Origin of the sequence: Haloarcula amylolytica JCM 13557 (assembly GCF_000336615.1) — an archaeon.
Lineage (GTDB): Archaea > Halobacteriota > Halobacteria > Halobacteriales > Haloarculaceae > Haloarcula > Haloarcula amylolytica.
The window spans coordinates 254,698-278,833 of record NZ_AOLW01000024.1 but is presented as its reverse complement, the minus strand read 5'-3'; the positions used below and the strand labels follow the sequence as shown (position 1 = coordinate 278,833).

General features: G+C 62.8%; 26 protein-coding genes, 2 tRNA genes, 1 rRNA gene and 1 other RNA gene (1 of these 30 cut by a window edge). 22 read left to right on the top strand and 8 right to left on the bottom strand.

From position 1 onward, the window contains the following. The 4 genes from C442_RS13795 to C442_RS13780 form a co-directional block, all read left to right on the top strand. Positions 1 to 13: ribosomal RNA gene (locus C442_RS13795) — 23S ribosomal RNA — on the top strand; its annotated part reaches 1,338 nt to the left of the window's first position; the annotation flags it as partial. A 362-nt stretch (positions 14 to 375) separates the two neighbouring features. Then, entirely contained in the window at positions 376 to 633 is a 258-nt protein-coding gene (locus C442_RS13790; protein ID WP_008311400.1) for a DUF5789 family protein, read from the top strand. Between the two features lie 46 nt (positions 634 to 679). After that, positions 680 to 755: transfer RNA gene (locus C442_RS13785), tRNA-Cys, on the top strand. Between the two features lie 413 nt (positions 756 to 1,168). Next, positions 1,169 to 2,281 carry a DUF5305 domain-containing protein gene (locus C442_RS13780; RefSeq protein WP_008311398.1) on the top strand — a complete coding sequence of 371 codons (1,113 nt, stop codon included), beginning with the start codon at positions 1,169 to 1,171 and terminating at the stop codon, positions 2,279 to 2,281. Positions 2,282 to 2,291: 10 nt separating this feature from the next. Here the strand turns inward: C442_RS13780 and C442_RS13775 are convergent, their stop codons facing one another. Both C442_RS13775 and C442_RS13770 read right to left on the bottom strand, forming a co-directional pair. Continuing rightward, entirely contained in the window at positions 2,292 to 3,506 is a 1,215-nt protein-coding gene (locus tag C442_RS13775) for a hypothetical protein (RefSeq protein WP_008311397.1), read from the bottom strand. Positions 3,507 to 3,598: 92 nt separating this feature from the next. Further along, the gene (locus tag C442_RS13770; protein WP_204366249.1) at positions 3,599 to 4,126 is read right to left on the bottom strand and encodes a hypothetical protein; all 528 of its coding nucleotides are present in this window, start codon (positions 4,124 to 4,126) and stop codon (positions 3,599 to 3,601) included. A gap of 163 nt (positions 4,127 to 4,289) precedes the next feature. Here C442_RS13770 and C442_RS13765 point away from each other — a divergent pair, with 163 nt between their 5' ends. The 3 genes from C442_RS13765 to C442_RS13755 all read left to right on the top strand — a co-directional run bounded on the left by C442_RS13765 (position 4,290) and on the right by C442_RS13755 (position 6,828). After that, complete coding sequence (locus C442_RS13765) at positions 4,290 to 4,946, top strand: hypothetical protein (protein WP_008311393.1); 657 nt, start codon at positions 4,290 to 4,292, stop codon at positions 4,944 to 4,946. Positions 4,947 to 5,107: 161 nt separating this feature from the next. Continuing rightward, positions 5,108 to 5,668, top strand: a complete 561-nt coding sequence (locus C442_RS13760) for a DUF7344 domain-containing protein (protein WP_008311391.1) — start codon at positions 5,108 to 5,110, stop codon at positions 5,666 to 5,668. Beyond that, the gene (locus C442_RS13755) at positions 5,665 to 6,828 is read left to right on the top strand and encodes a LamG domain-containing protein (protein ID WP_008311389.1); all 1,164 of its coding nucleotides are present in this window, start codon (positions 5,665 to 5,667) and stop codon (positions 6,826 to 6,828) included. The genes C442_RS13760 and C442_RS13755 overlap by 4 nt, the downstream gene beginning before the upstream one ends. Positions 6,829 to 6,836: 8 nt before the next feature. On the opposite strand, the gene C442_RS13750 is transcribed toward C442_RS13755, so the two are convergent. Beyond that, positions 6,837 to 7,982: a signal peptidase I gene (locus C442_RS13750; RefSeq protein ID WP_008311388.1), complete on the bottom strand. Its 1,146-nt coding sequence runs from the start codon at positions 7,980 to 7,982 to the stop codon at positions 6,837 to 6,839. Positions 7,983 to 8,157: 175 nt separating this feature from the next. Further along, positions 8,158 to 8,571 carry a hypothetical protein gene (locus C442_RS13745; RefSeq protein WP_008311387.1) on the bottom strand — a complete coding sequence of 138 codons (414 nt, stop codon included), beginning with the start codon at positions 8,569 to 8,571 and terminating at the stop codon, positions 8,158 to 8,160. 79 nt (positions 8,572 to 8,650) lie between these two features. Here C442_RS13745 and C442_RS13740 point away from each other — a divergent pair, with 79 nt between their 5' ends. The 4 genes from C442_RS13740 (at position 8,651) to C442_RS13725 (ending at position 10,615) form a co-directional block, all read left to right on the top strand. After that, a complete protein-coding gene (locus C442_RS13740; RefSeq protein WP_008311386.1) occupies positions 8,651 to 8,959 on the top strand; it encodes a hypothetical protein in 309 nt (102 codons plus the stop codon). Between the two features lie 111 nt (positions 8,960 to 9,070). After that, positions 9,071 to 9,250 (top strand): hypothetical protein, encoded by a 180-nt coding sequence (locus tag C442_RS13735; RefSeq protein ID WP_008311385.1) that lies wholly within the window; start codon positions 9,071 to 9,073, stop codon positions 9,248 to 9,250. A gap of 58 nt (positions 9,251 to 9,308) precedes the next feature. Then, entirely contained in the window at positions 9,309 to 9,641 is a 333-nt protein-coding gene (locus tag C442_RS13730; protein WP_008311384.1) for a hypothetical protein, read from the top strand. Between the two features lie 107 nt (positions 9,642 to 9,748). Then, positions 9,749 to 10,615 carry a hypothetical protein gene (locus C442_RS13725; protein WP_008311383.1) on the top strand — a complete coding sequence of 289 codons (867 nt, stop codon included), beginning with the start codon at positions 9,749 to 9,751 and terminating at the stop codon, positions 10,613 to 10,615. Between the two features lie 38 nt (positions 10,616 to 10,653). Here the strand turns inward: C442_RS13725 and C442_RS22640 are convergent, their stop codons facing one another. From C442_RS22640 to C442_RS22200, 4 genes are all read right to left on the bottom strand, one after another. Continuing rightward, complete coding sequence (locus tag C442_RS22640; protein ID WP_239642305.1) at positions 10,654 to 11,007, bottom strand: hypothetical protein; 354 nt, start codon at positions 11,005 to 11,007, stop codon at positions 10,654 to 10,656. A gap of 77 nt (positions 11,008 to 11,084) precedes the next feature. After that, positions 11,085 to 11,158, bottom strand: a tRNA-Lys gene (locus C442_RS13715). Between the two features lie 34 nt (positions 11,159 to 11,192). Further along, positions 11,193 to 11,870, bottom strand: a complete 678-nt coding sequence (locus C442_RS13710; RefSeq protein WP_008311381.1) for a DUF7119 family protein — start codon at positions 11,868 to 11,870, stop codon at positions 11,193 to 11,195. Positions 11,871 to 11,998: 128 nt separating this feature from the next. Beyond that, a complete protein-coding gene (locus C442_RS22200) occupies positions 11,999 to 12,145 on the bottom strand; it encodes a hypothetical protein (protein ID WP_008311379.1) in 147 nt (48 codons plus the stop codon). 271 nt (positions 12,146 to 12,416) lie between these two features. On the opposite strand from C442_RS22200, the gene C442_RS13705 reads away from it, so the two are divergent. From C442_RS13705 to C442_RS13655, 11 genes are all read left to right on the top strand, one after another. Beyond that, a complete protein-coding gene (locus tag C442_RS13705; RefSeq protein ID WP_008311376.1) occupies positions 12,417 to 12,758 on the top strand; it encodes a hypothetical protein in 342 nt (113 codons plus the stop codon). A 92-nt stretch (positions 12,759 to 12,850) separates the two neighbouring features. Beyond that, positions 12,851 to 14,614, top strand: a complete 1,764-nt coding sequence (locus C442_RS13700) for a nitrite/sulfite reductase (RefSeq protein WP_008311374.1) — start codon at positions 12,851 to 12,853, stop codon at positions 14,612 to 14,614. Between the two features lie 388 nt (positions 14,615 to 15,002). Continuing rightward, positions 15,003 to 15,477: RNase P RNA component (gene rnpB / locus C442_RS13800), an RNA gene on the top strand. A gap of 60 nt (positions 15,478 to 15,537) precedes the next feature. Then, entirely contained in the window at positions 15,538 to 16,149 is a 612-nt protein-coding gene (locus tag C442_RS13695) for a hypothetical protein (protein WP_008311373.1), read from the top strand. Between the two features lie 49 nt (positions 16,150 to 16,198). Further along, on the top strand, positions 16,199 to 18,259 hold the full coding sequence (uvrB, locus tag C442_RS13690) for an excinuclease ABC subunit UvrB (protein WP_008311371.1): 2,061 nt from the start codon (positions 16,199 to 16,201) through the stop codon (positions 18,257 to 18,259). 176 nt (positions 18,260 to 18,435) lie between these two features. Further along, a complete protein-coding gene (gene cbiT / locus C442_RS13685; RefSeq protein WP_008311368.1) occupies positions 18,436 to 19,059 on the top strand; it encodes a precorrin-6Y C5,15-methyltransferase (decarboxylating) subunit CbiT in 624 nt (207 codons plus the stop codon). After that, complete coding sequence (locus tag C442_RS13680; protein ID WP_008311366.1) at positions 19,056 to 19,853, top strand: cobalt-factor II C(20)-methyltransferase; 798 nt, start codon at positions 19,056 to 19,058, stop codon at positions 19,851 to 19,853. Before cbiT ends, C442_RS13680 begins: the two co-directional genes overlap by 4 nt. After that, positions 19,846 to 20,739 carry a cobalt-precorrin-4/precorrin-4 C(11)-methyltransferase gene (locus tag C442_RS13675; protein ID WP_008311364.1) on the top strand — a complete coding sequence of 298 codons (894 nt, stop codon included), beginning with the start codon at positions 19,846 to 19,848 and terminating at the stop codon, positions 20,737 to 20,739. Before C442_RS13680 ends, C442_RS13675 begins: the two co-directional genes overlap by 8 nt. A 354-nt stretch (positions 20,740 to 21,093) precedes the next feature. Beyond that, complete coding sequence (cbiG, locus tag C442_RS13665; RefSeq protein ID WP_008311362.1) at positions 21,094 to 22,065, top strand: cobalt-precorrin 5A hydrolase; 972 nt, start codon at positions 21,094 to 21,096, stop codon at positions 22,063 to 22,065. A gap of 158 nt (positions 22,066 to 22,223) precedes the next feature. Further along, the gene (locus C442_RS13660) at positions 22,224 to 22,988 is read left to right on the top strand and encodes an SDR family oxidoreductase (protein ID WP_008311359.1); all 765 of its coding nucleotides are present in this window, start codon (positions 22,224 to 22,226) and stop codon (positions 22,986 to 22,988) included. A gap of 221 nt (positions 22,989 to 23,209) precedes the next feature. After that, positions 23,210 to 24,136, top strand: a complete 927-nt coding sequence (locus C442_RS13655) for a precorrin-3B C(17)-methyltransferase (protein WP_008311358.1) — start codon at positions 23,210 to 23,212, stop codon at positions 24,134 to 24,136.

Sequence of the window (24,136 nt, the reverse complement as noted above, 5' to 3'; positions counted from 1 at the left end):
AACGAGACGTTAAGCCCACGAGCACTAACAGACCAAAGCCATCATTCATACGCACTGTGACTCATTCACCGACGATTTAACTCGTCGCTGAACGAGTCCAGGCGCAATCTGGATCGCACGGACACACGGTGAAAGAGACGACCGACCGAGACTGGTACTTTCGTGGTTCGAATCCGCGACTCGGCGTTAGGCGGCCACAGCGGCGGGGTTGCCTCCCGTACCNGGGAGTACTGGAGTGCGCGAGCCTCTGGGAAATCCGGTTCGCCGCCACCATTCATACCTTATTCACTCATCGAAGAGAGGCATCTCTCTCCGGTGGGCTTTCGATTTTTATAAGCAGTGCGTAACTACGTGGTCTGACCGAAAGGGTACTGTATGACTCGCGAGGTCAAGCTAAACGAACTTACGGCGCTTCTCGAAACAGCGACGTACCCCCTGCCGGTTGAGACCGCCCAGGCGGAGTTCGACGATGTACAGCTCGTGTACGCAGACGGCTCCGAACCGTTAGCTGCGCTACTGGATCGGGTCAATGATGAGCAGTTCGACTCACCGGACGAGGCACAATCATCCATCTACAGTACTATCCCAGTTGAAGGAGTCGGTGAACCGGGCCAGTCTGAGGGTGAGGGCTAACTGAATTCGCTACGCTTAAACGACCGAGTTGATTACCCCTATTCGTGCCAAGGTGGCAGAGTCTGGCCTAACGCAGCGGCCTGCAGAGCCGCCCATCGCCGGTTCAAATCCGGCCCTTGGCTTCCTCGTCTCTTACACCCCCGAGAAGTGCCGGTACGTAACTGTTACCTGCCTTTCTCTGTAGACTCGACGTTGTGAACTGTTGCTCGAAAACGGTTGCATACAGGATCAAGACTCTATCGAAGAATACAGTACGGACAGTCCGCTCATGAAATCCGTTTCGACGGGGCAACGCCCGACGTAGTGGGATCGCACGAACTATAGTAGCCATTGAAAGTCAATGCACACCTGATCGCACGACGGCAGTGCGATCAGTGTGTAAATCGTTTCAATTGTTACTATACTGTTACGGCCACAAACTGGTTCCCGGGACATTCGAAGCTGGAGTTAGCAGAGATGGGGCGGCGGAGAAAGGTGGATGCCGCTGCTGACCCGGTATCAACTCTTATTTGTCGGCACCAGTATTACAGTTGCAATGGGGTTGTTGGGACGGGAAACACGGCGGAGAGTCGTCGACAACTACGAACTGCTACTGATTTGTCTGATCGCCATCGCTGCGGTTGGCGGATATCTCACGTATACGGGCCACGTTGCTCCGGGAACGGACACAACTACGCGTCAGGTGTCGTCGTGGCAGTCGTCCGGATCGTTCTCCCACAATGCGACAGTTCGCAACGGTACCTCGGCGTTTCCAGAGGGTGAAGTGCTCGAAGATCAACCTGTGTATCTCCGGACGGTCGCCCCCGTATTGGACGGCGCGTTCACGTACACGTTCAGCGCCAGCAACGAAAGCGATCTTACGGCCTCGGCTGACGTGTTCGTTCAGTATCGCTCCGTCGAATCAACCCAGAACGGAGAGCTCGTCTACTGGGAGGTCAAACGACCACTGACACAAGGCACTGTGCAGTCGCTGGCCGCGGGTGAGCGGCTGACGGTTCCGTTCTCGCTGAATGTCAGTCGCGCAGCCGAAACTGTTCGACGTATCGATTCGGAACACGGCCAGACGTCCGGTCGACTTGAGATGGCGGTGGTCTCTCAGGTGGCTCTTTCGGGGACGCGAAACGGGCAGTCGGTCGACACGACTCGGACGTATCGCCTCCCGATTATCCCGAGTCAGAGCAGCTACCGGGTCGAAAACGCTGGCCCGGTTCCGAACAGTGGTGACCGAACCGTCGAAGCGCAGGTCGAAAAAGCGTATGGACCGATCTGGACTCTCGGTGGCCCAGTGCTCCTGCTTGGTAGCTTTAGTGGTGCTGCTGCCCTCGTCTACGGGCGCACGACCGACTATCTCACACTTACCGACGCCGAGCGCCGATGGCTCGCATACAAGTCCGCCCGTGAGGAGTTTGACGATTGGATAACCGTCGGCCGGGCTGATCCAGTCGACGACGACGTCTGGACAACTTCAGTTGATTCGCTCGTCGGGCTCGTGGACGTCGCAATAGACACCGAGGAACGTATCATCGAGTCAGATAGCGATTCTGAACTCATCGTGTACACTGGTGACCGACTGTTTCGGTACGCGCCTCCGCCAGAACCCGGAACTGATTCGACTGTGGGAAACAGTGGCGCTGAGACGCCGGACTGACCGAGTTGTTTTACTGCTCTTCGGTGCCGCCGTCGGCAGCTTGCAGTTCGGGCAGTGCATCGAGTTCTGGGACCAGCCGGTACCCGGTCCCCGTGCCGACTGCAGCGGAGAACGCGAGCGCCGCAACCAGCTGCGAGACTGGGCCGAAGCCAGCGCCTGAGGCAGCTGCCACGACAAGAACCGTGAGTACGATTCCGGCAAGACCGATCGCGGTCTCGCGGACAGCGACGCGCCGGAACCGGCGACGGCGGTCACTCGGTTGCGTCTGGAGTACCGGGAGGACATCGTGATATCGCGTCTGCACGAGGTAGTTCGTCACTACGGCGAGCAGGCCAGCGATGACCGCCCACGGCCCCCAGCTAATTCCGAATGCCGGCTCGAAGCCGAGCGTGAATCCGTTCGGTTCGGCTGACTGTTGACTTTCGGGTGTCGTCGGCACGGGCTCAGCGCCACCGCCGGCCACGGTTTCGGGTTCTTCTTCGCTGGTGGTGGGTGTCTCAGCCCGTTCGTCGGTCGACGTCCCGACACCAGTACCGCTGCCACCGCTTCCGCCGCCAGCGGCTGTTTCAGTCTCGTTCCCGTCATCGTTTGCGGTCCCGTTCGTCGAGTTACTGTCCGTCGGCGTTGGCGTCGGCGTCGTGGGATCGCCCCCGTCCTGCGTACCACTCCCATCATCGTCACTGGGTGGCACACTGCCACCACCGCCACCGGTTGACCCACCGCCGCTCCCACCGTTGCTCTCGTCCCCTTCGGTTGACTGCTGTTCGGGAACAGGGGCGGTGATCGATATCGTGCCAGTGAAGTTGCGCTCCGCTGGCGTCACTGCCAGCCCAAAGCGAACTGATTCGTCGGGCTCCAACGAGACGGTGTCGCCGGCGACTTGTGCTCCAGTGTCCATCCGGTACATGCGAACTGTTTCCGGCTCGCTGTCCAGTTCGACGGTAGCGGCACTATCAGTTCCCTCGTAACCCGCAAACCCGACGACGAACAGGTCATCGACGCGGGTCTGACCGTTCGGGAGCACTGGTGAAAGACTGATGCGTAGCTGCCCTGTCTCGTCGTATTCGGCGTACTGGTCCCCGTTTACCGTGTCAGCGGGAGCCAAGTAGACGCCGGAGTTCCGGTCGGGTGCAACCTCGTCGCCGTCGATGAAGGCACCTGTTGCCATAGCGGTCCCTGCGAGGAGGACGACCGCTGCCATGACGGCGACGAGAGTGCGATTCATAGTTGGTTGTGTCGTGCCGACTGCGTTGGATCTTCGTGTGTGCCTGTATCTGGGCCTGTTGGTCGGCGGCCAGCGCCGGAATCGCGTTTCACTTACTGCTGGACCGCCTCGACGACGAAGGTCACGTCGCTGATCTCGCTGAGATCGTCGCCATCGACGCCGTCATCTCGGAGGTCGACAACGATGTCCAGTTCCACGGTGTCGCTGTAGCCGCCGTCTGAACTCCCGCCGTCGGGGTCGAGCGCGATAGCCTGGTCCGAGCCGACAATCGAGACGCCAGCGGATCCCTCCCGGAAGTCCAGAACTTCACCGTTTGTGGGGTCATCCCCAACCCCAGTAGTGCTGTCATCAATATAGAGGTTGACCTTGGATTGGCTGTTGTTGTCGACCTCCAAAGCGTTCTCGAAGCTGGTCTTCGCTTGTTCGTTGAGATTCGTCTGTTCGAAGTTGATGATATCAACCGACTCGTTTGTGTCCGTCCCGACGATGCTCGTGGCACCGCTCCCCGGGCTGAACCCCACCTGTGCCGACCCGGTATCGCCGGTGACTTGGAGATTGACGTTCCGGTCTGCTTCGATAGAGGTGAACGCACCGGAACCAAACACCGCACCCGTCCCCACACTGGCCGCACCAATACTAAGGAGAAAGCCACGCCGATTCATTGGAAGCTAGTTCACGGCATAGCGGCTTAGTACTGAACAGCGTTAGCGGCTTCAATGAGTGCTTTAGCCGGGCTAATGCAACAAAATAGTAAGTGGTAACCTCTCGATAAGCGAACTGAACATGAAACTGAACCGTAGAAGCGTACTCGGTCTCATCGGGACAGTCGGTATCGGATCTGGTGCGGCGTTCGGCTCTGGTGCATTTAGCACTGTCAGCGCAACGCGTGAAGTCGAAGTCAACGTCGTTGGCGCTGACGGCAACGGCTCCGAGATCGCAACCGAATTTACTGACGTGCTTGTCGACGCGTCCGCCGATGAGGTTGCGCTTCGGAATAGCAATGGCGCTCTCGTTACCGACGCTTCAGGACTATTTCCGAATTCAGACAGTGACTCCTCCAATGACACGCTTACTCCAGAAGGTGGCAACAACTCACAATTGTCAGATAGCTACGTAAGCCTCATCGCGAACGATGTGTCTGTCGTCTTTGGCTACGACAACTCTGGCAATGGTGGGAGCGACGAGCGGCTGATGCCAAACAGCACGTACGACTATTCGAACGGGTTCTTCAAACTGGTCAACAACGACGACGGAATCTCGACGGCGTTCAACGTTGAGCTGAGTCCCGATGGCGACCTTCTTTCCGACATCAACGGGAGCACGGATACCTACAGCGAAGAGGTGTCTGCGGGCGCGGTTTCTAACCTCTCTGCAACCCTCGAAACGGGCGACAGCGCCCAGGAAACCGAAGACCTGACAATCACAATCACTGAAGTATAACGGGTTGGCTCTGCTGTCCGACTCCCTCACCTACCCATGCCCTGCTGTCGGCAGACGCCTGCCTCTGGCGATGGATGTCTAGCGTAGAAAATACAGTTACTTACCATTTACAATCAAATACGAACAAAAAATCTATCAAGTAGTGCAGTTTAAACAGGAACATGGGACAGGTGGGGGTTAGCCGGCCAGAAGAGCGACAGCTATCGCGTGATGACGTATACGACATACTGAGCAACCAACGGCGCCGGTACGCTTTACACGCGATAAAACAGGAGGACGAGTGCGCCGAACTCTCTGACCTTGCCGAGCAAGTCGCTGCGTGGGAAAACGACAAGTGCATTCAGGAGATCACGTCCACGGAGCGACACCGCGTGTACACGTCGATGCAGCAGACACATCTCCCGACGCTTGAACGCGCGGGAGTCATCACGCACGACAACGGGACAGTTACGATGACCGATACAGCTGACAGCCTTGACGTGTACCTTGACGTCGTCCCGGGGGATTCGATTCCGTGGGCGGAGTACTATCTCGGGCTCGCCGCTGTTTCGTTAGCGCTCGTCGTCGCTGTCTGGGTCGGTGTCTTTCCACCGTCGGTTCCGTCGCTCGTGTGGCCGACGGTCATCACGCTGCTGTTTCTCGTCTCTGCGGCGTATCACGTCAAGGAGACTCGCCGGCTGCAACTCGGCGCAGCCGATAAGCCACCGGAGTTGTCGGAATGAACAAGAAGTGGACCCGACGTGGTGCACTCGCGTTCATCGCCACCGGTGCAGGACTGCTCGCTGCCGAAACAGCCGGTGTCACTACCATCGACGCAAAGCGGTCCAGTAACCTGAAAGCGACCGACGGCAGCGATGCACTGCTTGGTATCGACATCGGGCCGGACAGTGACACGGATGACCAGAAGGTCCGTGGCACGGACGGCCAGCAGGTGACACTGGCAACGCTCACCAACAACTTCGACCAGCAACTTACGAGTGTTCGTGTCAGCCCCGGTCCCGCTCCACCGTTCGAAACTGTCCAGACGCCGAACAGGCTTCTGCCGGGCGAGAGCGGCGATGTCACAACGACGCTCGCCTGTGACTCAGAAGGGAGTACCACTGTCAACCTTGATATCACTGCTACCGGTACCGACCAGCGTGTCGAACTGAGCCGATCGGTTTCAGTTGAGTGTCGCGACCCCAGGGTGTCGTGGTGGCACTTCGAAGATGTTAGCAGAACGGATATCCCGGATTCCTGGGCCGCTGGCAACGATGGCGAGCGAGACCGTAGTCTTGACCCGGACAGTGACCTCTTTTATGAACCGGATCTAGCGACATCCAGTCAGGGACGCGGCGAAGTTCTCAATTTCGATGGTGACGATGCCGTCACCGTTCCTGACGACGATTCCCTTGACCTGACTGACGACTTCTCGCTCTCTGCTTGGGTATTCCCTCGAATCCAAGGCGGCCTCACACGACTGTTCAGCAAATGGAACTCTAGTGGCGACGATAGCTATCAGTTCGGCTTCGGTGGTGGCTGGAAGGGTTCGGACGACAGAGAACTGCTCATCGAGACTACCGACGAATACAAGCTCACAGGTGTCTCGCTGACGGAGTACCAGTGGACACACGTCGTCTGGACCCACGGATCACAGGACAGGGTGTACGTCAACGGGGCGCAAAAGGGGCCGACGTTTTCGCTCCCCGATGCGCAGGCGTCCGAACAACCGCTTCGAATCGGCACCGGCATCAACCCCGGTGGGAACGCTATCTACGGATTCAACGGTGCCATGGACGAACCCAAGGTGTACGACGCCGCGCTCACCGCCGAGCAGGTGAGCAATCTCTACAATTCAAGCACGGCAAGTGCAGGTGGTGGCGGCGGCGATATCACCGGATGAACCCGCGATCATTCACGCCTAAGCAGGCGGCGTACCTGTCGCTTCAGCGGGACCGACCGGTCCCGGCTCCGCTCGCGCGTTGTTCCGAACCCGAAGGTCGCCCCAACTGCCGCTGTGAGGCTTCCTAACACCAGGAGATTGAACGCTCCGAGGGCCACCAGCGGGTGGACTCCGTGCAGCCCCGCGATGACGCCCGGCGGTGCTAACAGGAAGTACCGGTGCTCTTCGACGGTCACGACCGCCTGTTCGCCCGGTGGTGGGGCGGGCACCGACAGCGTTGCCGTCGCGGACCCGCCGCGCTGGACGACAAGCCGGTTACGGTCCATCGCGGCGTCCGAGTGCGATGATTCTAGGATAATGAGCATCGTTACCAGTCCGCCGTTTTCGGCAGTGAACTCGCTTTCGACGGTCTCCCCGGGCGTGACATCCTCGCTAGTGCTGTCGATGGTGACGCTGTGAGTGCCGCTCGGAGCGACCATCGCCGCGTTGGCTGGGACGAGAATCAACACTGCCAGTGCGAGTATAACCGTCCAGCCATTGATGGCGTCCCCGTCGCGCGAACGAGTCCGTTCTCTGGTCCGCTCCTCGCTGGCCCGGAAGCTGTCGACGAAGACGAGCAGAAACAGTCCGAGCCCGATAGAGATGAACAGTCCACTGAGTCCCTGTCCGCTCGTCAGGTCGCTGTTGCCCGGCCCGCCAATCAATACCAAGCCGCTTTCTGCCGCCGTTCGAGCGGAGCTGATGGCGGTGCCGAGACCGGGGAGCCGGACGACCTGTCCGTTGATCTGGAGTGCTGTCGCGACGACTCGGTCGTCCGTGACAACCGGCTCACCTCCGCTCTGGTCTCTGAACGGGTTGTTGTCCCCTTTCGTGATGTAGCCGCCGTCGGTCTCCGCGACAACCCGGTGTGTGGTCAGTCCGCCGCCCTGTAACTCGACCGCTTCGAACACGATGACGTCCCCCGGCTCGATCTCGCCAGCGACGGGTGCAGGAACGGCGACGAACGCGTCGCCCGTGTTCAGCGTCGGTGACATACTCCCTGAAGTCACGTACCCCAGCAGGATCGGCTGTCCGAGGAGCTGCCCGATAACGAGGGAGAGAACGACGAGGACAGCAAGCAGGGTGAACGCGTCCTCGACGGCCTGCCGCAGCATACCTGCAGTAGCCGGTCACAGGTTTTCAACCCTCCGAACAGCGGAGCAGTCGACGCAGTCGCTCATTATTCGAAGCGTACGAAATCGGCGCGTGGGGTCTCTGCGCGCGACGCACTGTCGTATGGTGACCGCGTGGCAGGCCAGTTCTGGTCGACCATATCACTGACCGTCTCGATCACTCTGTTTCGACAGGGATCGTGTGGACCTGCCGGAGCGGCGCGATGTGTGCTTTCGCCGCCTCGTCCAGTGGAAAGGTCCCGTGGATGTCGGCCGGGACCTGGCCGTGGACGACACGCCCGAACGGCGCGGCGGCGGTGGGATACACCTGCTCGGCCAACCGGGCGACAGGGGCCGCGACATCGAGGCCTTCCAGCGCTTCCTTCACAGCCGCTTCGCCGACGTGGACGGACTCCCCGTCGATCAGTATGAACGCGAACGGCGGGTCGTCGAACTGCGCCCGGAGGAACGCCTGAATCGCATCGGACTCCCAGGGGACCGGCGTGATGTCCGTGGCACAGCGGGTTACCGTCTCGGCAGCGCGCCGGAACAGGTCGGTACTGCCGTCGTAGACGAGAAGCGACTGAGTCACACCCCCTGTACGGGTTTGGGCCGTTTGAACGTTGTGTAGTGTCACAACGGCTTATGCTTCTGCCCCTCTACGTTTCTGTATGGACGCACGGGACGAACCGATGCCCAGACTCGCCCGGCGACTCGAAACAGTACTGGAGAGCGCGCTTGCCGATAGCGTGTCGTGGACGGTCACTACTGACGGCCCAGTCGTCGCTCGACTGCCAGACCGCGAGTTCGCGTTCGAGCGGAACGATAGCCCGGATGGGTACCGGTGGACAGTCGTGTTACGCGCGGACGGTGCGGTCGTGAGCAAGTTCGGGCAGTTCGAGACGGTCGATAGCGTTGTCGAGCGGGTCGAATCGCTCGCCCACTCCGACGCTCGGTACACGGTTTGCTGTGACGGCTAACTGTCCCAGCGCCAGAACTACCCAGCAAGCGAATTCAGTGACCACGTTTCAGTCAGCGACACGTCGCTCGTGGGTAATCTCTATACGAATCCCGTACCAACGAGCAGGCGTATGAGTCTGCTCAAGAACAAGCACCTCCTCAACGGGATCGTCTCACTGGTCGTCAGCGTCGGTATCACTGTCTGGCTGGCCGACGACGAGGACGCGCCGTGGAGCCTGACTGACATGGCCATGGCCGTCGCTATTTCGTCGTTCCTGTCCGGCTTTTTCACCAGCTACTTCGCCGACTGACGCCCGGTGACTCTCTGGACGGGGGAACACCGATGCCGTTCCGGCCCGTCCGACTAGTATGGACGAACCAGAACCCGTCGACGACTGGCCCAACCGCCCGTTCTCGCCGACGGAAGCCAGTGCCCTGCTGGATGACATCGACGGCGCTGTCGCGGTCTGGGTGATGCACCACGACAACGACGTTCGGTCGGCCGTCGTTCTCGATGACGCCCCCGAGGACGCAGTCATCGACATTGTCGTCGAGACTGAGGCTGCCTTCGAAATGTACAGTTACACGAGCGGCGTGTGGATGGACTACGGCACGCAGCGGAAGGACGACTCGGATGCCCCGTCGATGGCAGGAACGCTCGACAGCTACGACGTTCTCGCTGGCGAGTCTGATACAGCCTGACCCGATACATCGACACCGCCGTTGCCGGGTCGAGACGCCCCTACCACCCGTCTATCAAGACACTCGAAAAGTAATCATTAAACGGCGCGGCGACTGACCCTCCTGATATGCAACGACGAGCCGCGGCGGCGTACTTCGCGTTCTTCCTCGTTATCAGTGTTGCTGCGTACGCCTACATCGGCGTCGCGGAGAGTCAGCGGCCGGCGGTGTCGCTCGACGCTGACGCCGAACTGACGAACGAGAGTACGTTCACTGTCGACGGAACGGAATACACAGCCACGAACATCCACATGTCCGGCGGCGGCGGTGGCGGCCACGGCGGCGGCGGTGGCAGCATGGCAGCTGACCTCTCGTGGACGAACGAGTCGTCACGGTATACAGCGACGTTAGAGCACAACGCCACGACGACCTACCAGAACGACACCTATCGCGTCCACACTGACGGTAACGAGAGCACGGTGACGCTCGAAGAAGAACTCAACGTCAGCGCACTCCTCGTCGAGGACTCCTCAGTCCAGAACACGCTGGCGACCCAGAACGGGACCGAGTACGTGGTCTACCAGTCGAACAACACGCAAGTCCCGCTGAGTGAATGGCTCCCAGAGCCGGAGACGGTGTCGTTCACCACCGGCGATACCTACCCGCACGCGACCGATAGCGGCACCCAGGAGACCACGATCTCCGAAGTGACCGACGACGGCGCGACCCTCGAATGGTTCGCACCGCGCGAGAACACAATCGAACTTTCGGAGGGTGGGAACGTCACGCTGAACGAGCAGCAGTTCTTCACGCACTTCCCAGACCATAGCACCGTCCAGATCGTCCCGATTCAGCAGTACGGCCAGTACCAGGAGACACTCGACCAGCAGGACTACTTCCACGAGCGGAAGAACGGCATCTGGGGCGTCTCGATACTCTCGGGCATCGCGGCCGTGCTGATGCTTGGGATGGCGTACATGCCCGTCCGCGGATAACAAGCCGTCTGTTTTCGGCTCTGTTCTCGGCGACTGACTTATGCGTCGGCCGCCCAGCTGATGTACGCTAGTCCGACACCGAGCACGCTCATCAGGACCGCCGCGACCATCTGTACAATCGCCGCTGCCATCGACGCGTGCGTCTGCCACGGTGTGCCGGCCACCGCCGCGAGCGTGGCGACGACGAGCAACACGCCGACAGTGACACCTAGCGGGCGCAACGGCTGTGCGAGTACGCGCTGAACCGTACCGGTAGTTCCGTCCATACTGGTGCCATCCGCCGTCTCGGTGGTAAATGAACCGGTCTCGAACTCTGTCCTGTCGCGCTGCTTCTTGTACACAGAACAGCGGGCCGGGAGGGAGTTGAACCAGAGGAAGACATGCTCGCTCACACTCATTCGCTGTGCGTGCCTTCCAGGGTTCAACTCCTCCATCGCGTTGCCACTGCTCACTGTTGTTCACAGGGCAACGGGCCGGGAGGGAGTTGAACCCCCGACCATCTGGTTAAAAGCCAGACGCTCTGCCTAACTGAGCTACCGGCCCTCGCTATTCGCTCGGGGGAGCGGCGATTAAGACCTTACGGTCCGTCGTCGAAGTACGATTCGATAGCCTCGCTGATGACTTCTCCGGGGGAGGCCCCATCGAGTGCGGCCTGTCGGCGGAGTCGACAGTAGGCGTCGCGGCCGAGTTGTGTCCGTAACTCGCCCAGCGCGTACCCGTTTCTGGCGAGCGCCGCGTCCACGGACGCGCCGTCGTTGACACTGCTGGCAACGGACCGGATCTGGCGGACGGTGAGGTCGTGGTCGAGGGCGGCCCACGCCAGTAGGAGGCGGGATTCGCCGGAGACTCTGGCGATGTGTTTGGCCGCCGTCGGCGCAATTTCTCCCTTGGCGACGTGAATACGGACGGACCGCGGGAGGTCGTGTACGCGGGACCACTTCCGGATGAACGAGACCGACGCCTCCCCGCCGGCCCGTTCGGCAGCGGCCTTGTAGGACCCCTCACCACGGACCAGGGCTGCACACGCGGCTGCGCCGCGCAGAATGAACACGTTGTCGTCGGCGCCGGCGGTGTTCTCGGAGAACTTCTCGACCGTTCTGGCGGCGAGCTCGAGGCTCTCGGAGTCGTCGGGATCGAACTCGATGGCCTCCTCGGGCCGCTGGCCAGTGAGTGCCGGGTCCCCGCGGATGACCGGTTTACCGACCGGTGATTCACGGTCGGTCGATGGAACGTAATTGTCGGGCCCCTCAGGCATCGATACGTGCTTGGGGAGCACTGCACAAAAGTATCCCGTACAGGGGTGTCATACAGGCTATTGTAAGTCATTCCGGGATTTCGCCGACCCGGGCCGGCGCACTTAATACGCAGTCACAACAGTCTGTATCAGTCGTCAGAGGCGCTCTCGCGCTCTTCGCTCATGTGCTCCCAGATTTCTGTGCAACCGCAGCCATCCTCGACGTTGTCGAGGTGGTCTGTGGTCGGCTCTTCGCGTTCGGCGTCGTCGTCGTGGGTCTGTTGTGCGTTCGTCATCGTTTCTGGCACAGCAGCGACCTGCGTGGCCGCCGCGTGGTGTCGTACTCCTTCGTAACGCCCCCACTATCTTAAACACGGACTCTCCTGTAAGCTTGGCCCGCACTGCGACTTACAGGCAACATATGTTTGTATCTCGTACAGATCCCATCAAATAGTGGGTCATTATGTTCTGATACACTCACCGCATGACTGCGGTGGATTCGTCCCGATCCGGTGATACTTGCGACCGCCGATGCTCTCAGGTATCTCTGGAATCTAATGAGATGTAATGACGACCGACGTTCACCAGCTCGACGACGGGGCCTGGATTTCCGTCAACGACTCGCGGGAAGTGAACGTCTCGGACCTGTGGTTGTTAGCTCGAAGCGACTTCTGTGGGTGTGAGACGACGGATTTCCTCGCCGAGGGGTTCGTAAAAGTGGGCGTGGATTACCCGGATATTCAGGCGCGAATTGCCGGTCAGTGTATCGCCTGCGGTGAAAGCGGTGTTACCGACTGGCTGACGGTCGGCCGCGTCGTAGACCCCGAATCCGGTGAGTTCTACGGCGTCGTCCACGAGAGCGTCCATTTTCCGGAGAAGCGAACCCGGCTTGCCCATCCCGAAGAATAGGCAACAATCTCTTGTTTCGGGGAGTGGTGGCGACGGTTGACGGCAAAGTGTGTTGTATAAGTCTGTGAGACTTGTGGAAGAACACATTAGCTATGCCCAGTAAAGTCGAGAAATGGAAGGACGAGGTCTACGGTAACGAAATCCGGGAGCATCTGATGGAGTTCGCAGAGAAGGGCTGGGACGCCATTCCGGAAGACGAGCACGACGCCTGGTTCGAGCGCTTCAAGTGGTGGGGCCTGTACCACCAGCGCTCCGGCCAAGAGTCCTACTTCATGATGCGTATCGGGACGCCAAACGGCGTCATCAAGCCCGGCCAGCTCGAAGTCATCGGCGAAGTCGCGAAGGAGTACGCGACCGGCCCCGTCGATAACCCCGAGTTCGGCGAGGCTTACTGTGACTGGACGACCCGCCAGAGCATCCAGCTCCACTGGATCAAACTGGAGGACATCCCCGAGATCTTCGAGAAGCTCGAAGCCGTCGGCCTGGGAACGCAACAGGCCTGTGGTGACTCCTGGCGGAACATCGTCGGCTGCCCCGTCGCCGGCAAGGACAAACACGAGCACGTCGACGCCTGGCCCGTCGCCGAGGACCTCCACGAGACGTTCAAGGGCAACGACGACTACTCGAACCTCCCGCGCAAGTGGAAGGTCGCCATCGCTGGCTGTGACGAAGGCTGTGGCCAGGGCGACATCAACGACCTCGCCTTCGAGCCGGCCGAGAAGGACGGCGAACTCGGCTTTAACGTCCGCATCGGCGGCGGCCTCTCCCGCAAGGAACCGCGCCTCGCCCGCGATATCGACGTGTGGGTCCCGCCGGAGCAGGCCGCCGACGTGGCCCACGGCATGTCCGCGCTCTTCCGCGACCACGGCGACCGCGAGGACCGCTTCAACGCCCGCATCAAGTTCCTCATGGACGAGTGGGGTCCGGAAAAGATGCGCTCGGTCCTCCAGGACGACTACGTCGACTTCGAACTGGAGACCGCCGGCGAGGACATGCGCGACCAGTACAGCTACAACACCGGGTCCCAGGACGGGCACAACGACCACGTCGGGATCCACGAGCAGAAGGACGGCAACTACTACGTCGGCCTGAACGTCCTGGTCGGCCGGATGGGTGCCGACGACGTGCTCGAACTCGCGGAACTCGCCGACGAGTACGGCTCCGGCGAGGTCCGACTGACCCAGCGCCAGAACATCATCGTCACCGACGTCCCCGAGGAGAACCTCGACGAGTTCACCAGCGAACCCCTGCTGGAGAACTACTCCCCGGACCCGTCGCCGTTCATGCGCGGGTCCATCGCCTGCACGGGCACGGAGTACTGCTCGCTCTCTATCGTCGAGACGAAGAACCGCCAGGTCCGCTACGCCCGCTGGCTCAAGGACAACGTCGAACTGCCCGAGGACCACAAGGACTTCCACATCCACCTCTCGGGCTGTACGGCCTCCTGCGCCCAGCCCCAGATCGCCGACGTTTCCCTGCGTGGCATGAAGACCCGCAAGGACGGCGAACCGGTCGAAGCGCTCGATATCGGCCTCGGCGGCGGCCTCGGCGACGACCCGCGCTTCGCCGACTGGGTGGAGATGCGCGTCCCGGCCGACGAAGTCCCCGGCGCGATCAAGAACCTCGTCAACAACTTCAAAGAGGCACGCGAGGGCGGCGAGACCTTCCGTGACTTCGTCGAGGACCGCGACGAGGAGACGCTGGCCGAGATGGTCGACCCCGAAGAGACGGACTACCACGACCCGTACATGCACAACACGAAGATGACGTGGTACCCCTACGCAGAGGACGACGACATGCAGGCCTCGCCCGCGCCCACGAACGGGCAAGGCGAGCCGCTGCCCTCTGACGACTAAGGCGTACTACTGGGCATTCGCACCTCGGCTTTCGCTGAATCGTGCGGTCGTCCGGGTTTTGATTAGCTGTCGCATTTGTCTGTGGCCGGGAGCGCGCTCCGTCGCGCGACCCGCCGTCAGAGCGCTGCTCTGACGAGCCTTCGTTCGCTTCGCTCACGAAGACGGGGAAAGGCAGGTCTACCTCTGAAGGGGTACACAAGTTTTGCAGTCGCTGTTGTGGGCATACCGCGAGCGAAGCGAGCGGTTTCACGCGAATCGCGGCGCGATTCGCGCTTTTTTCATCGACGTTTTTTGGCCGGGGTTGAGCGCTCGCCATCGGCGAGCGCGATGCCCCGGTGAAAAAAGGTGGTTGGTAAGCCTTATTCGCCGCACTGGCATAGCAGTAAGTGGCAGCGGGAGGCCGGCTCCCGTGGCGCAAGCCATGAGGAAAGTCCCCCCACCTGTTGGACAGGTGACCGGGCGCAAGCCCGGGGCGGGAGACCGTCGGCTCTGGAACAGCAACGACACGTCGTCGCCGGACCGATGAGGTGTGCGAATCCCGAGCGAGGCTGGTCGTGCCCCACCAGACGGTGCGGCACGCGGCCAAAGCGAGGGAGAGGTAACCCACCGAGGGCAGTCGCGACCCGGTGACTCCGGGGCGCGCAGTTGTGGACCACATCCGTGCTCCACCCGTGGGCCGCAGACGCCCCACGCATTCCGTGGGCCGCAGACGCCCCACGCCTCCGGCGACGGACCGATGGAACGGCGAAACCTCACCGGTGCAAGGCCGCGTCGACAGGTAGTCCGACGCCGCGCGCAAGCGCTGGACGTGGCCGCTCAGCCGAATGCTGGCCCGAACAGAAGGGGGCTTACTCCCCGCAGCCACTGATTCTGATAGCGGCGGGTCCGATGGTTACAAGCCCGCGCCGGCCGCAGGCCCGTGTATGACCGCAGCCGACCTTATCGACGACGTTCGTGACGACCAGCAGACGGAACTCTCCCGACTGGGCTCCTCGAAGACGCTGTACGCCGACACCCGCGGCGAGATGGAACCGGACGTAGTGCTGGCGGCGGCGGCCGCCCGCGAGCAGGCGGCCCACGACACGTTCGACGCCTGGAGCGACGACGACCACGACGACGCGGCGGCGCTGTTTGCCGATGCGGCGGGCGAGACGGCCGAGCGCCGCGACAGCCTCGGCGCCGACCCGGTCGACCGGACGCCGGCGATGCACGACGTGCTCGCTGACCTCGACGGGACCGTCGAACGCCTCGGCGGCTTCGTCGGCTGGTCGCTCGTCGACAAGAAGGTCAAAGAGCAGTACACCGGCTTCTTCACCGGCCAGGCGGACCCACAGACGGCGAGTACGTTCCGCAGCGCTGGCAGCGACGTGGTGGACCTCCGCAACGAGGCCGCCGAACTGCTCGATGCGGTGTGTGAGAGCGACGACGACTGGGACGCCGCGGCGGCGGCTGCTATCGACGTCATCTCGACGGCCTACGACGAGTACTTCGAGACACTGGAAGACCTCGGCGTGAACCCGAAACCGGTCTGCTAACCCTTCACGAACCACGCGGCTCAAGTCCGTCCAGCCCGATGTGTGGGTAATGAGCGACACCGGCGGCCCACTCTCTATCGACCGACCAGATGTCGACCGCGAGTTCCGCGTCGACGCCCCGTTCGAGCCCGCAGGCGACCAGCCCGAGGCCATCGAAGGGCTCGCGTCGGGCTATCGCCAGGGGATGGACCGACAGACCTTGCTCGGTGTGACCGGCTCCGGGAAGACAAACACCGTCTCGTGGGTCGTCGAGGAGATTCAGCAACCCACGCTCGTCATCGCCCACAACAAGACCCTCGCGGCCCAACTCTACGAGGAGTTCCGCGAGCTGTTCCCGGACAACGCCGTCGAGTACTTCGTCTCCTACTACGACTACTACCAGCCCGAGGCCTACGTCGAGCAGACGGACACCTTCATCGACAAGGACGCCTCCATCAACGACGAGATCGACCGGTTGCGCCACTCCGCGACGCGCTCGCTGCTCACCCGCGACGACGTGATCGTCGTCGCGTCCGTGTCGGCCATCTACGGGCTCGGTGACCCGCGCAACTACATCGACATGTCCCTCTCACTGGAGGTGGGCCAGGAGATCGAGCGCGACGACCTGCTCGGGCAACTGGTCGACCTGAACTACGAGCGCAACGACGTGGACTTCACGCAGGGGACCTTTCGCGTGCGCGGGGACACGCTGGAAATCTACCCGATGTACGCCCGCTACGCTCTGCGCGTGGAGTTCTGGGGCGACGAGATCGACCGGATGCTGAAGGTCGACCCGCTTGAAGGCGAGGTCAAAAGCGAGGAGCCAGCCGCCCTGCTCCACCCGGCGGAGCACTACTCGATTCCGGAACAGCGGCTCCAGCGGGCCATCGACGAGATCGAAGAACTGCTGGATCAGCGTATCAGCTACTTCGAGCGCCAGGGTAACCACGTCGCCGCCCAGCGCATCGAGGAGCGGACCACGTTCGACATCGAGATGATGCAGGAGACGGGCTACTGCTCGGGCATCGAGAACTACTCGGTCCACCTCTCGGACCGGGAGACGGGCGAGGCCCCCTACACCTTGCTGGATTACTTCCCCGATGACTTCCTCACGGTCGTCGACGAGTCCCACCAGACGCTCCCCCAGATCCGCGGCCAGTTCGAGGGCGACAAGAGCCGCAAGGAGAGTCTCGTCGAGAACGGCTTCCGCCTGCCGACGGCCTTCGACAACCGCCCGCTCACCTTCGAGGAGTTCGAGGAGAAGACCGACCAGACGCTGTACGTGAGCGCGACGCCGGGCGACTACGAGCGCGAACACAGCGACCAGGTCGTCGAGCAGATCGTCCGTCCGACCCACCTCGTCGACCCGGCCGTCGAGATCGCCTCGGCGACGGGACAGGTCGAGGACCTGCTGGAGCGCATCGACGAGCGCGTCGAGCGCGACGAGCGGGTGCTGGTGACCACACTCACGAAACGCATGGCCGAGGACCTCACGGAGTACCTCGAAGAGTCCGGCGTGAGCGTCGCCTACATGCACGACGAGACGGACACGCTGGAACGGCACGAACTCATCCGGTCGCTCAGATTGGGCGACATCGACGTGCTGGTTGGCATCAATCTCCTCCGGGAGGGGCTGGATATCCCGGAAGTGTCGCTCGTCGCGATTCTCGACGCCGACCAGGAGGGGTTCCTCCGCTCGGAGACGACGCTGGTCCAGACGATGGGCCGGGCTGCACGGAACGTCAACGGCGAGGTGGTGCTGTACGCCGACGAGCGCAGCAACGCCATGCAGTCGGCCATCCAGGAGACCCAGCGCCGCCGGCGCATCCAGCAGCAGTACAACGAGGAGCACGGCTTCGAGCCGACGACCATCGAGAAAGAAGTCGGCGAGACGAACCTGCCCGGGAGCAAGACCGACACCGGCGGCATTTCCAGTGACGGCGCGAGCGACGCCGACGAGGCCGCACACCAGATAGAGCAACTGGAAGAACGGATGCAGGAGGCCGCGGACAATCTGGAGTTCGAACTGGCTGCGGACATCAGGGACCGCATCCGCGAACTCCGCGAGGAGTTCGACCTCGATGGCGGCGACGACAGCGACGGCGTTCCGGCACCCGGACCGGAGTTCTGATCTAGATCTGGGCACCGCTCTGACCCGGATTCTGGGCACCGCTCTGATACTGCCCGCTCGCGCTGCTGTCAATCGGCCCGCTGACTCGCCCCTGTCCGGCACCGATGCCGCTGTCATCTCGACTTGGACTAATACAACCAAAATTGTTTTACGCGCTACTGCAGTTGTATAGCGTGATGTCCCGCGTCTCGCTCCCACACGATGCGAAGGCCGGTCCCACCAAGCCGGAGGTCCGGGCCGTCCTCGCTAGCAAACTCGCCCTCACCGGGTCCGATCACTTCGCGGAGGTCGGCTCCTGTACCGGTGCCGTCACTATCACGGCGGCGCGCCGGGCCGGGCGGGTCACTGCGCTCGAACGCAAGGGGAATCGACTCGACGTGACTCGCAAGAACCTCGCCGCCAACGACGTTGACGCTGATGTCGAATTGCGCGAGGCCGAGGCCCCGGAGGGCTTGCCGGACGACGCCGACGCCCTCTTCCTCGGCGGGTCCCGCAACTACGAAGCCATTCTCGACCACGCCGTCGAGACCGGCGTCGACCGCATCGTGATGAACGTCTCGCGGCTGGAGGTCGCCGGCGCGGCGACCGAGGCCTTCCGCGAGCGCGACATTCTGGAGGAGGTCGTCCAGTTCCAGGTGAGCCACGGCTACGAACTCGCCGGCGCGACGAGCTTCAATTCGGAGAATCCGGTGTACATGCTCGTCGGTAGCGCCAGCGAGGACGTGGCGGCCGACGGCGCGGGCGGGCCGAGCGACGGCCACGCGGACGACGCTGCGGCCGAGAACGGGGGCGAGCAATGACCCTCTACGGCATCGGTCTCGGCCCCGGACAGCCCGACCTTGTGACGGTGCGTGGCAAGCGCGCCCTCGAATCCGCCGACGTGGTGTACTCGCCGGGGCGGCTCTCGCGCTCGGTCGCGACCGAGCACGTCCCCGAGGAGCGCATCGGCGACCTCGACTTCCCGATGACACGCGACGAGGAGAAACTCCGAACGGCATGGAAGGAAGCCGCTGCCGAGATTGCGCCGACAGCCCGCGACGGCGACGCCGCTTTCGTCACGCTGGGGGACCCGAACGTCTACTCGACCTTTGGCCACCTCCGGCGAACGCTCGCAGCGTTCCACCCCGAGGTCGACCTCGAAGTGGTGCCCGGCGTCAGCGCCATGTCGGCGTTCGCGACGGCGCTGGGCGTCGAAATCACCGCGGGGTCGAGCTTAGCGCTGCGGGAGGCCGACCGCGGCGCGTCCCCGACGGGGCCGGACCGGATGATTCTGTTCAAGGTGACCGACGCGCCGGCTACCCACGAGGGGCTGGTCGAGGCCGGCTACGACGTGGTGTACGGCCGCCGGCTGTTCATGGAGCAGGGCGAGACCGTCGTAACCGACGACCCGAGCGAGATCGACGAGCGAGACTACTACACGCTGGCCTACGCCGAGAAGCCCGAGACCCGCGTCGAGCAGGCGACCGACGCCTTCCTCGAAGCGGCCGACGAGAGCGGCGTCGTGACCGACGGCGGCGAGAACGGCTCCGGGGCGGTAGTGCGACAGGAGCGCTCCGAAGCCGCCCTCTGTGGCGACGAGGTGAAACATGACTGAGAAGACTGATGAGACTGGCGAGACGGACCCGCAGACGGCCATCGACTCCGTCGCCGGCAACCGCGACGACCGCGTCTACGAGCACAACGCCGGCGACGAACAGGAGGGCATCCCCTTCGTCGGGGCCGGACCGGGCAACCCCCGGCTGCTGACCGTCGCCGGCCGCGAGCTACTGGCCGACGCCGACCTCGTGGTCCACGCCGGGTCGCTCGTCAACAGCGAACTTCTAGAGGAGTACTGCGCCGACGCCGAGACGGTGTCCTCCATCGGCAAGGACTTAGAAGAGCTGATTCCGCTGATGCGGGACGCCTACGAGGACGGCGACACGGTCGTCCGCCTCCATAGCGGTGACCCCGCGATTTATGGAGCCGCGCTGGAGCAGATGGACGCGCTCGAACACGAGGGCGTCCCGACCTACATCGTCCCCGGCGTCACCTCCGCCTTTGCTGCCAGTGCTACGATGCGGACCCAACTGACGCTGAACGAGGTCGCCAACCACGTCGCCTTCACCCGCCCGCAGGGCAAGACCCTGGACGCGGACGAGGACCACATCTCAGAGTTCGTCGGCATGGGCGACGTGACGACCTGCATCTATCTGGGGACCCACGCCGTTTCCGAGACGATGGACCGCCTGCTGGAGGACGGCCACGACCCCGAGACGCCTGTTGCGGCGATTTATCACGCCTCCTGGCCCGACGAGGACGTCATCGAAGGGACGATTGCGACCATCGGAGAGAAACTGGAGGACGCCGGATATCGCGCCTCCGCGATGGTCGTGATTGGGGACGCTGTTGGTGGTGAGGACTACGAGCGCTCGTTCCTCTACGGCGACTGGGCGAACCGGGGCAGTGATTCGGGTGACAGTTCGCAGGAGGCTGACGACTAGGATGGTTCGTCCGTATCGAGTACAGCCAGAAAGCCCCCGGTCGCTCCAGTCGAGGACCTCGCCGCGCGCGCTCGCTGCCCTCGCGTGCTCGCGTCGGTCGTCTTCCCGGAGCGACCGGCCCCTTTCAGTCCACCCTACAGCACCGCACTCCACCGCGAGCCACACACCTCCCCACCCGATTGCGCTGCTCGCTCGCTGGACTCGCTGTGCTGCTCATCCCTCGCACAGTTTTGGCGCGCCATCCGAGCGCGCCAGCGCGCGCCGACAGCAGTCGAGAATCGAATCGCAGACAGGACCCAGGCCGCTTCCTGGCCGACAGTCGCCTGGGGAAGTTTCACTGGCCGGAGCGAACCCATGAGCACTGACACAGACAACGATTCCAGTTCGAACAGTTGCAAAGCGCCCGACTCGGACGGCGAAGTAGCCGAAGACATCGCCATCGTCGCCTTCGAGCGGAAGATGGACACCGCCGAGGACATCGTCGACGGCATCGGCGACCGCTACGAGTCCATCGACATCCTCGAATACCACGGCGACGTGTTCGAGGAGTACTGGGGCGAGTACGACTGCTTCATCGGCCTGATGGCCAGCGGCATCGCCATGCGCAAGACGGCCCACCTGCTCGATGACAAGTGGGACGACCCGGCCATCTGTGTCGTCGACGAGGAACTCACCTGGGCCATCCCCATCACCGGCGGCCACCACGGCGCGAACCAGGTCGCCGACGACCTCGCGTCGATGGGTGCGGTGCCGGCGATGACGACCGCGAGCGAGGCCGCCGACAAGCAGGGCGTCGAGAAGCAGGCCAAAGCGCTCGACGCCCACGTCGTCAACGGCGACTCGACGGTGGCGACGAATCTCGCCGTGCTGGACGACGAACTCGGCCCCGTCGAGCGCCTCGACGGGCCGAAGGCCGTGCTGGTCGACGACGATGTGACCGTGCTCAAGCGCAACAAGGACGACGGCGTCGTGCTGGGGTGCGGCAGCGTCGCTGGCGCGGATGTCGAGCAGTTCCACGCCGCCTGGGAACAGGCACTGGACGAGGCCGACTTGGACCGCGACGACGTGGAGTTCATTGCGACGGGGACTCGGAAAGCCGACGAAGACGGGATGCTCGCCGCCGCCGAGGAGTGGGGCCTGGGCGTCATCGCCTTCGAGAAGGAGACGCTGGAGGAGTTCGAGGGACCGACCCCCTCGCGGTCGAAGGAACTCATCGGCTGGCCCGGCATCGCCGAGGCGTCGGCCATCGCTGCCGGCAGCGACCACGACCTGTTTGCCGAGAAGACCCGCTACGACGAGGCCGTTACCGTCGCTATCGGGCGCTAACCTCGACGTTTTCCGAGAGTCATGTTCTCAGCTTCGGTTTCCTGTCACCGAGCGACCGCTGAACTATCTGTGGCGATGATTGTACGGCCGTTTCGCGTTCATGTCACTGTACAACTCTAAACTTATTTATTATGTGCGCCTGTGGTGACAAATGACGCATGACAACACTACTCGAAGGGAAGACGGCGGTCGTTACGGGCGGCGCGAGCGGATTCGGCCGGGCCATCTGCCGACGGTACGCGGAGCACGGTGCTAACATCATTGTCGCGGACCTGCAGGAAGAACCACGCGAGGGCGGCGAACCGACGCACGAACTGGTCAACGCCGAGACAGACCAAACAGCACACTTCGTCGAGTGCGACGTGACCGACCCCGACGACCTGGAGGTGGCCGTCGCCGCGGCCGAGGAACTGGGTGGTATCGACATCATGGTCAACAACGCCGGCATCTCCGAGATAGCGGACTTCTACGAGACTACAGAGGAGGACTACAACCGGCTGATGGACGTGAACATGAAGGGGGTGTTCTTCGGCGCGCAGGTCGCCACCGAACGGATGCGCGAGAACGGCGGCGGCACCGTCATCAACATGTCCAGTTCCGGCGGCATCCGCGGGACTGGGCTGCTGGTCAACTACTGCACCTCCAAGGGCGCGGTCCGACTGTTCACGTACGCGCTTGCGGACCGCCTGAGCAACTACGACATCCGGGTCAATGCCATCCACCCGGGCTACAGCAAGACCCAGATGTTCGAGGACGAGCGCATCGACGACACGACGAAGATGATGCTGAAGGAACTCATCCCCTCCGGCCGCTTCGGCGAACCGGAGGAGATCGCCGACGCGGCGACGTTCCTCGCCAGCGACATGGCCTCCTACGTCAACGGCGAGAGCCTCGTCGTCGACGGCGGGCTGTCGAACACCTGACCGAGAGGGTATCGAACTGTCTGCGGTGCGATTCGCGGACGCGAGTACGATTGAACAGCGACCGCTCTCGACTTCTTCCCGAATCCGAATACAACTGGAATATGGTCTCCCAACACCTTCGCTTGGACTAGTACAAGCACAATTGTTTTATGCGAAAGCGGCGTTGTACTCATCATGCGCCATAGTATCGAGAATCGACCGGCGAGTCGCGGAGCGCCAGGATGAGCAGCGACGGACGCCAGTCGACAACGGCCGCGACCGAGGCAACGCGTCCAGCCGACTACGGGACGCTGTACGTGGTCGGTATCGGGCCGGGGCTGCCCCACGACATGACCCAGCGGGCGAAAGACATCATCCAGACCGCTGACTGCATCATTGCCTCGAACCTCTACCAGGAGTTCCTGCGGAAGGACGGGACGCTCCCGCCCCAGTCCGCCGAGGTCGATGGGAAATCCGATGACGGCGAGATCGCCGACGAGGAAGGGGCGGTGCTGGAGCGACCCGACGGCAGCCGGCAGACCCTCATCCGGTCGTCGATGGGTAAGCAGGTCGAACTCGCCCGCGAGGCCTTCGAACGGGTCCGGGCCGGTGAGGACATCGCCCACGTCTCCGGCGGCGACCCGAACGTCTACGGGAAGTCCGACCTGCTGTTCACGATGGCCGACGCCGACGACGCCGACGATGTCCCCATTGAAATCGTCCCCGGTGTGACCGCAGCGCTGTCGGGGGCAGCGAACCTCGGCGCGCCGCTGTCGAACGATTTCTGCACCATCTCGCTGTCCGACAAGTGGCGCGGCTGGGAGGAAATCGAGGAGAAGCTCCGGGCGGCCGCGATCAGCGGCTTCGTCGTGGTCCTCTACAACTGTTGGCGCGACTACGAGCGAGCCGTCGATGTGCTGCGGGAGGAACGAGCCGACGACGTGCCCGCCGCCATCGTCAACGACTCCGGCCGCGGCGAAGCCGGCCGGAACCTTGACGACGAGACGGAGACGGTTACGACGCTCGGCGAACTGTCCGAACACGACGACAAGGTCGGCGGGATGGGTTCGTCCATCGTCGTCGGCACCCACGAGACCGAAGTGTGGCGCAACGACTACCAGGAGTTCCTCGTCACCCCGCGCGGCGGGCGTGACGTCGACGATTTCTGA

Excerpts from the sequence above, each read along its gene's own strand:
- C442_RS13740 (WP_008311386.1), top strand. The coding sequence starts at position 8,651 with ATGGACGCACGGGACGAACCGATGCCCAGACTCGCCCGGCGACTCGAA.
- C442_RS13765 (WP_008311393.1), top strand. The coding sequence starts at position 4,290 with ATGAAACTGAACCGTAGAAGCGTACTCGGTCTCATCGGGACAGTCGGT.
- C442_RS13750 (WP_008311388.1), bottom strand. The coding sequence starts at position 7,982 with ATGCTGCGGCAGGCCGTCGAGGACGCGTTCACCCTGCTTGCTGTCCTC.
- C442_RS13760 (WP_008311391.1), top strand. The coding sequence starts at position 5,108 with ATGGGACAGGTGGGGGTTAGCCGGCCAGAAGAGCGACAGCTATCGCGT.
- C442_RS13780 (WP_008311398.1), top strand. The coding sequence starts at position 1,169 with ATGGGGTTGTTGGGACGGGAAACACGGCGGAGAGTCGTCGACAACTAC.
- C442_RS13730 (WP_008311384.1), top strand. The coding sequence starts at position 9,309 with ATGGACGAACCAGAACCCGTCGACGACTGGCCCAACCGCCCGTTCTCG.
- C442_RS13735 (WP_008311385.1), top strand. The coding sequence starts at position 9,071 with ATGAGTCTGCTCAAGAACAAGCACCTCCTCAACGGGATCGTCTCACTG.
- C442_RS13700 (WP_008311374.1), top strand. The coding sequence starts at position 12,851 with ATGCCCAGTAAAGTCGAGAAATGGAAGGACGAGGTCTACGGTAACGAA.
- cbiT (WP_008311368.1), top strand. The coding sequence starts at position 18,436 with ATGTCCCGCGTCTCGCTCCCACACGATGCGAAGGCCGGTCCCACCAAG.
- C442_RS13755 (WP_008311389.1), top strand. The coding sequence starts at position 5,665 with ATGAACAAGAAGTGGACCCGACGTGGTGCACTCGCGTTCATCGCCACC.
- C442_RS13775 (WP_008311397.1), bottom strand. The coding sequence starts at position 3,506 with ATGAATCGCACTCTCGTCGCCGTCATGGCAGCGGTCGTCCTCCTCGCA.
- C442_RS13695 (WP_008311373.1), top strand. The coding sequence starts at position 15,538 with ATGACCGCAGCCGACCTTATCGACGACGTTCGTGACGACCAGCAGACG.
- C442_RS13680 (WP_008311366.1), top strand. The coding sequence starts at position 19,056 with ATGACCCTCTACGGCATCGGTCTCGGCCCCGGACAGCCCGACCTTGTG.
- C442_RS13710 (WP_008311381.1), bottom strand. The coding sequence starts at position 11,870 with ATGCCTGAGGGGCCCGACAATTACGTTCCATCGACCGACCGTGAATCA.
- C442_RS22200 (WP_008311379.1), bottom strand. The coding sequence starts at position 12,145 with ATGACGAACGCACAACAGACCCACGACGACGACGCCGAACGCGAAGAG.
- C442_RS13675 (WP_008311364.1), top strand. The coding sequence starts at position 19,846 with ATGACTGAGAAGACTGATGAGACTGGCGAGACGGACCCGCAGACGGCC.
- C442_RS13790 (WP_008311400.1), top strand. The coding sequence starts at position 376 with ATGACTCGCGAGGTCAAGCTAAACGAACTTACGGCGCTTCTCGAAACA.
- C442_RS13660 (WP_008311359.1), top strand. The coding sequence starts at position 22,224 with ATGACAACACTACTCGAAGGGAAGACGGCGGTCGTTACGGGCGGCGCG.
- C442_RS13705 (WP_008311376.1), top strand. The coding sequence starts at position 12,417 with ATGACGACCGACGTTCACCAGCTCGACGACGGGGCCTGGATTTCCGTC.
- C442_RS13725 (WP_008311383.1), top strand. The coding sequence starts at position 9,749 with ATGCAACGACGAGCCGCGGCGGCGTACTTCGCGTTCTTCCTCGTTATC.
- cbiG (WP_008311362.1), top strand. The coding sequence starts at position 21,094 with ATGAGCACTGACACAGACAACGATTCCAGTTCGAACAGTTGCAAAGCG.
- uvrB (WP_008311371.1), top strand. The coding sequence starts at position 16,199 with ATGAGCGACACCGGCGGCCCACTCTCTATCGACCGACCAGATGTCGAC.
- C442_RS13655 (WP_008311358.1), top strand. The coding sequence starts at position 23,210 with ATGAGCAGCGACGGACGCCAGTCGACAACGGCCGCGACCGAGGCAACG.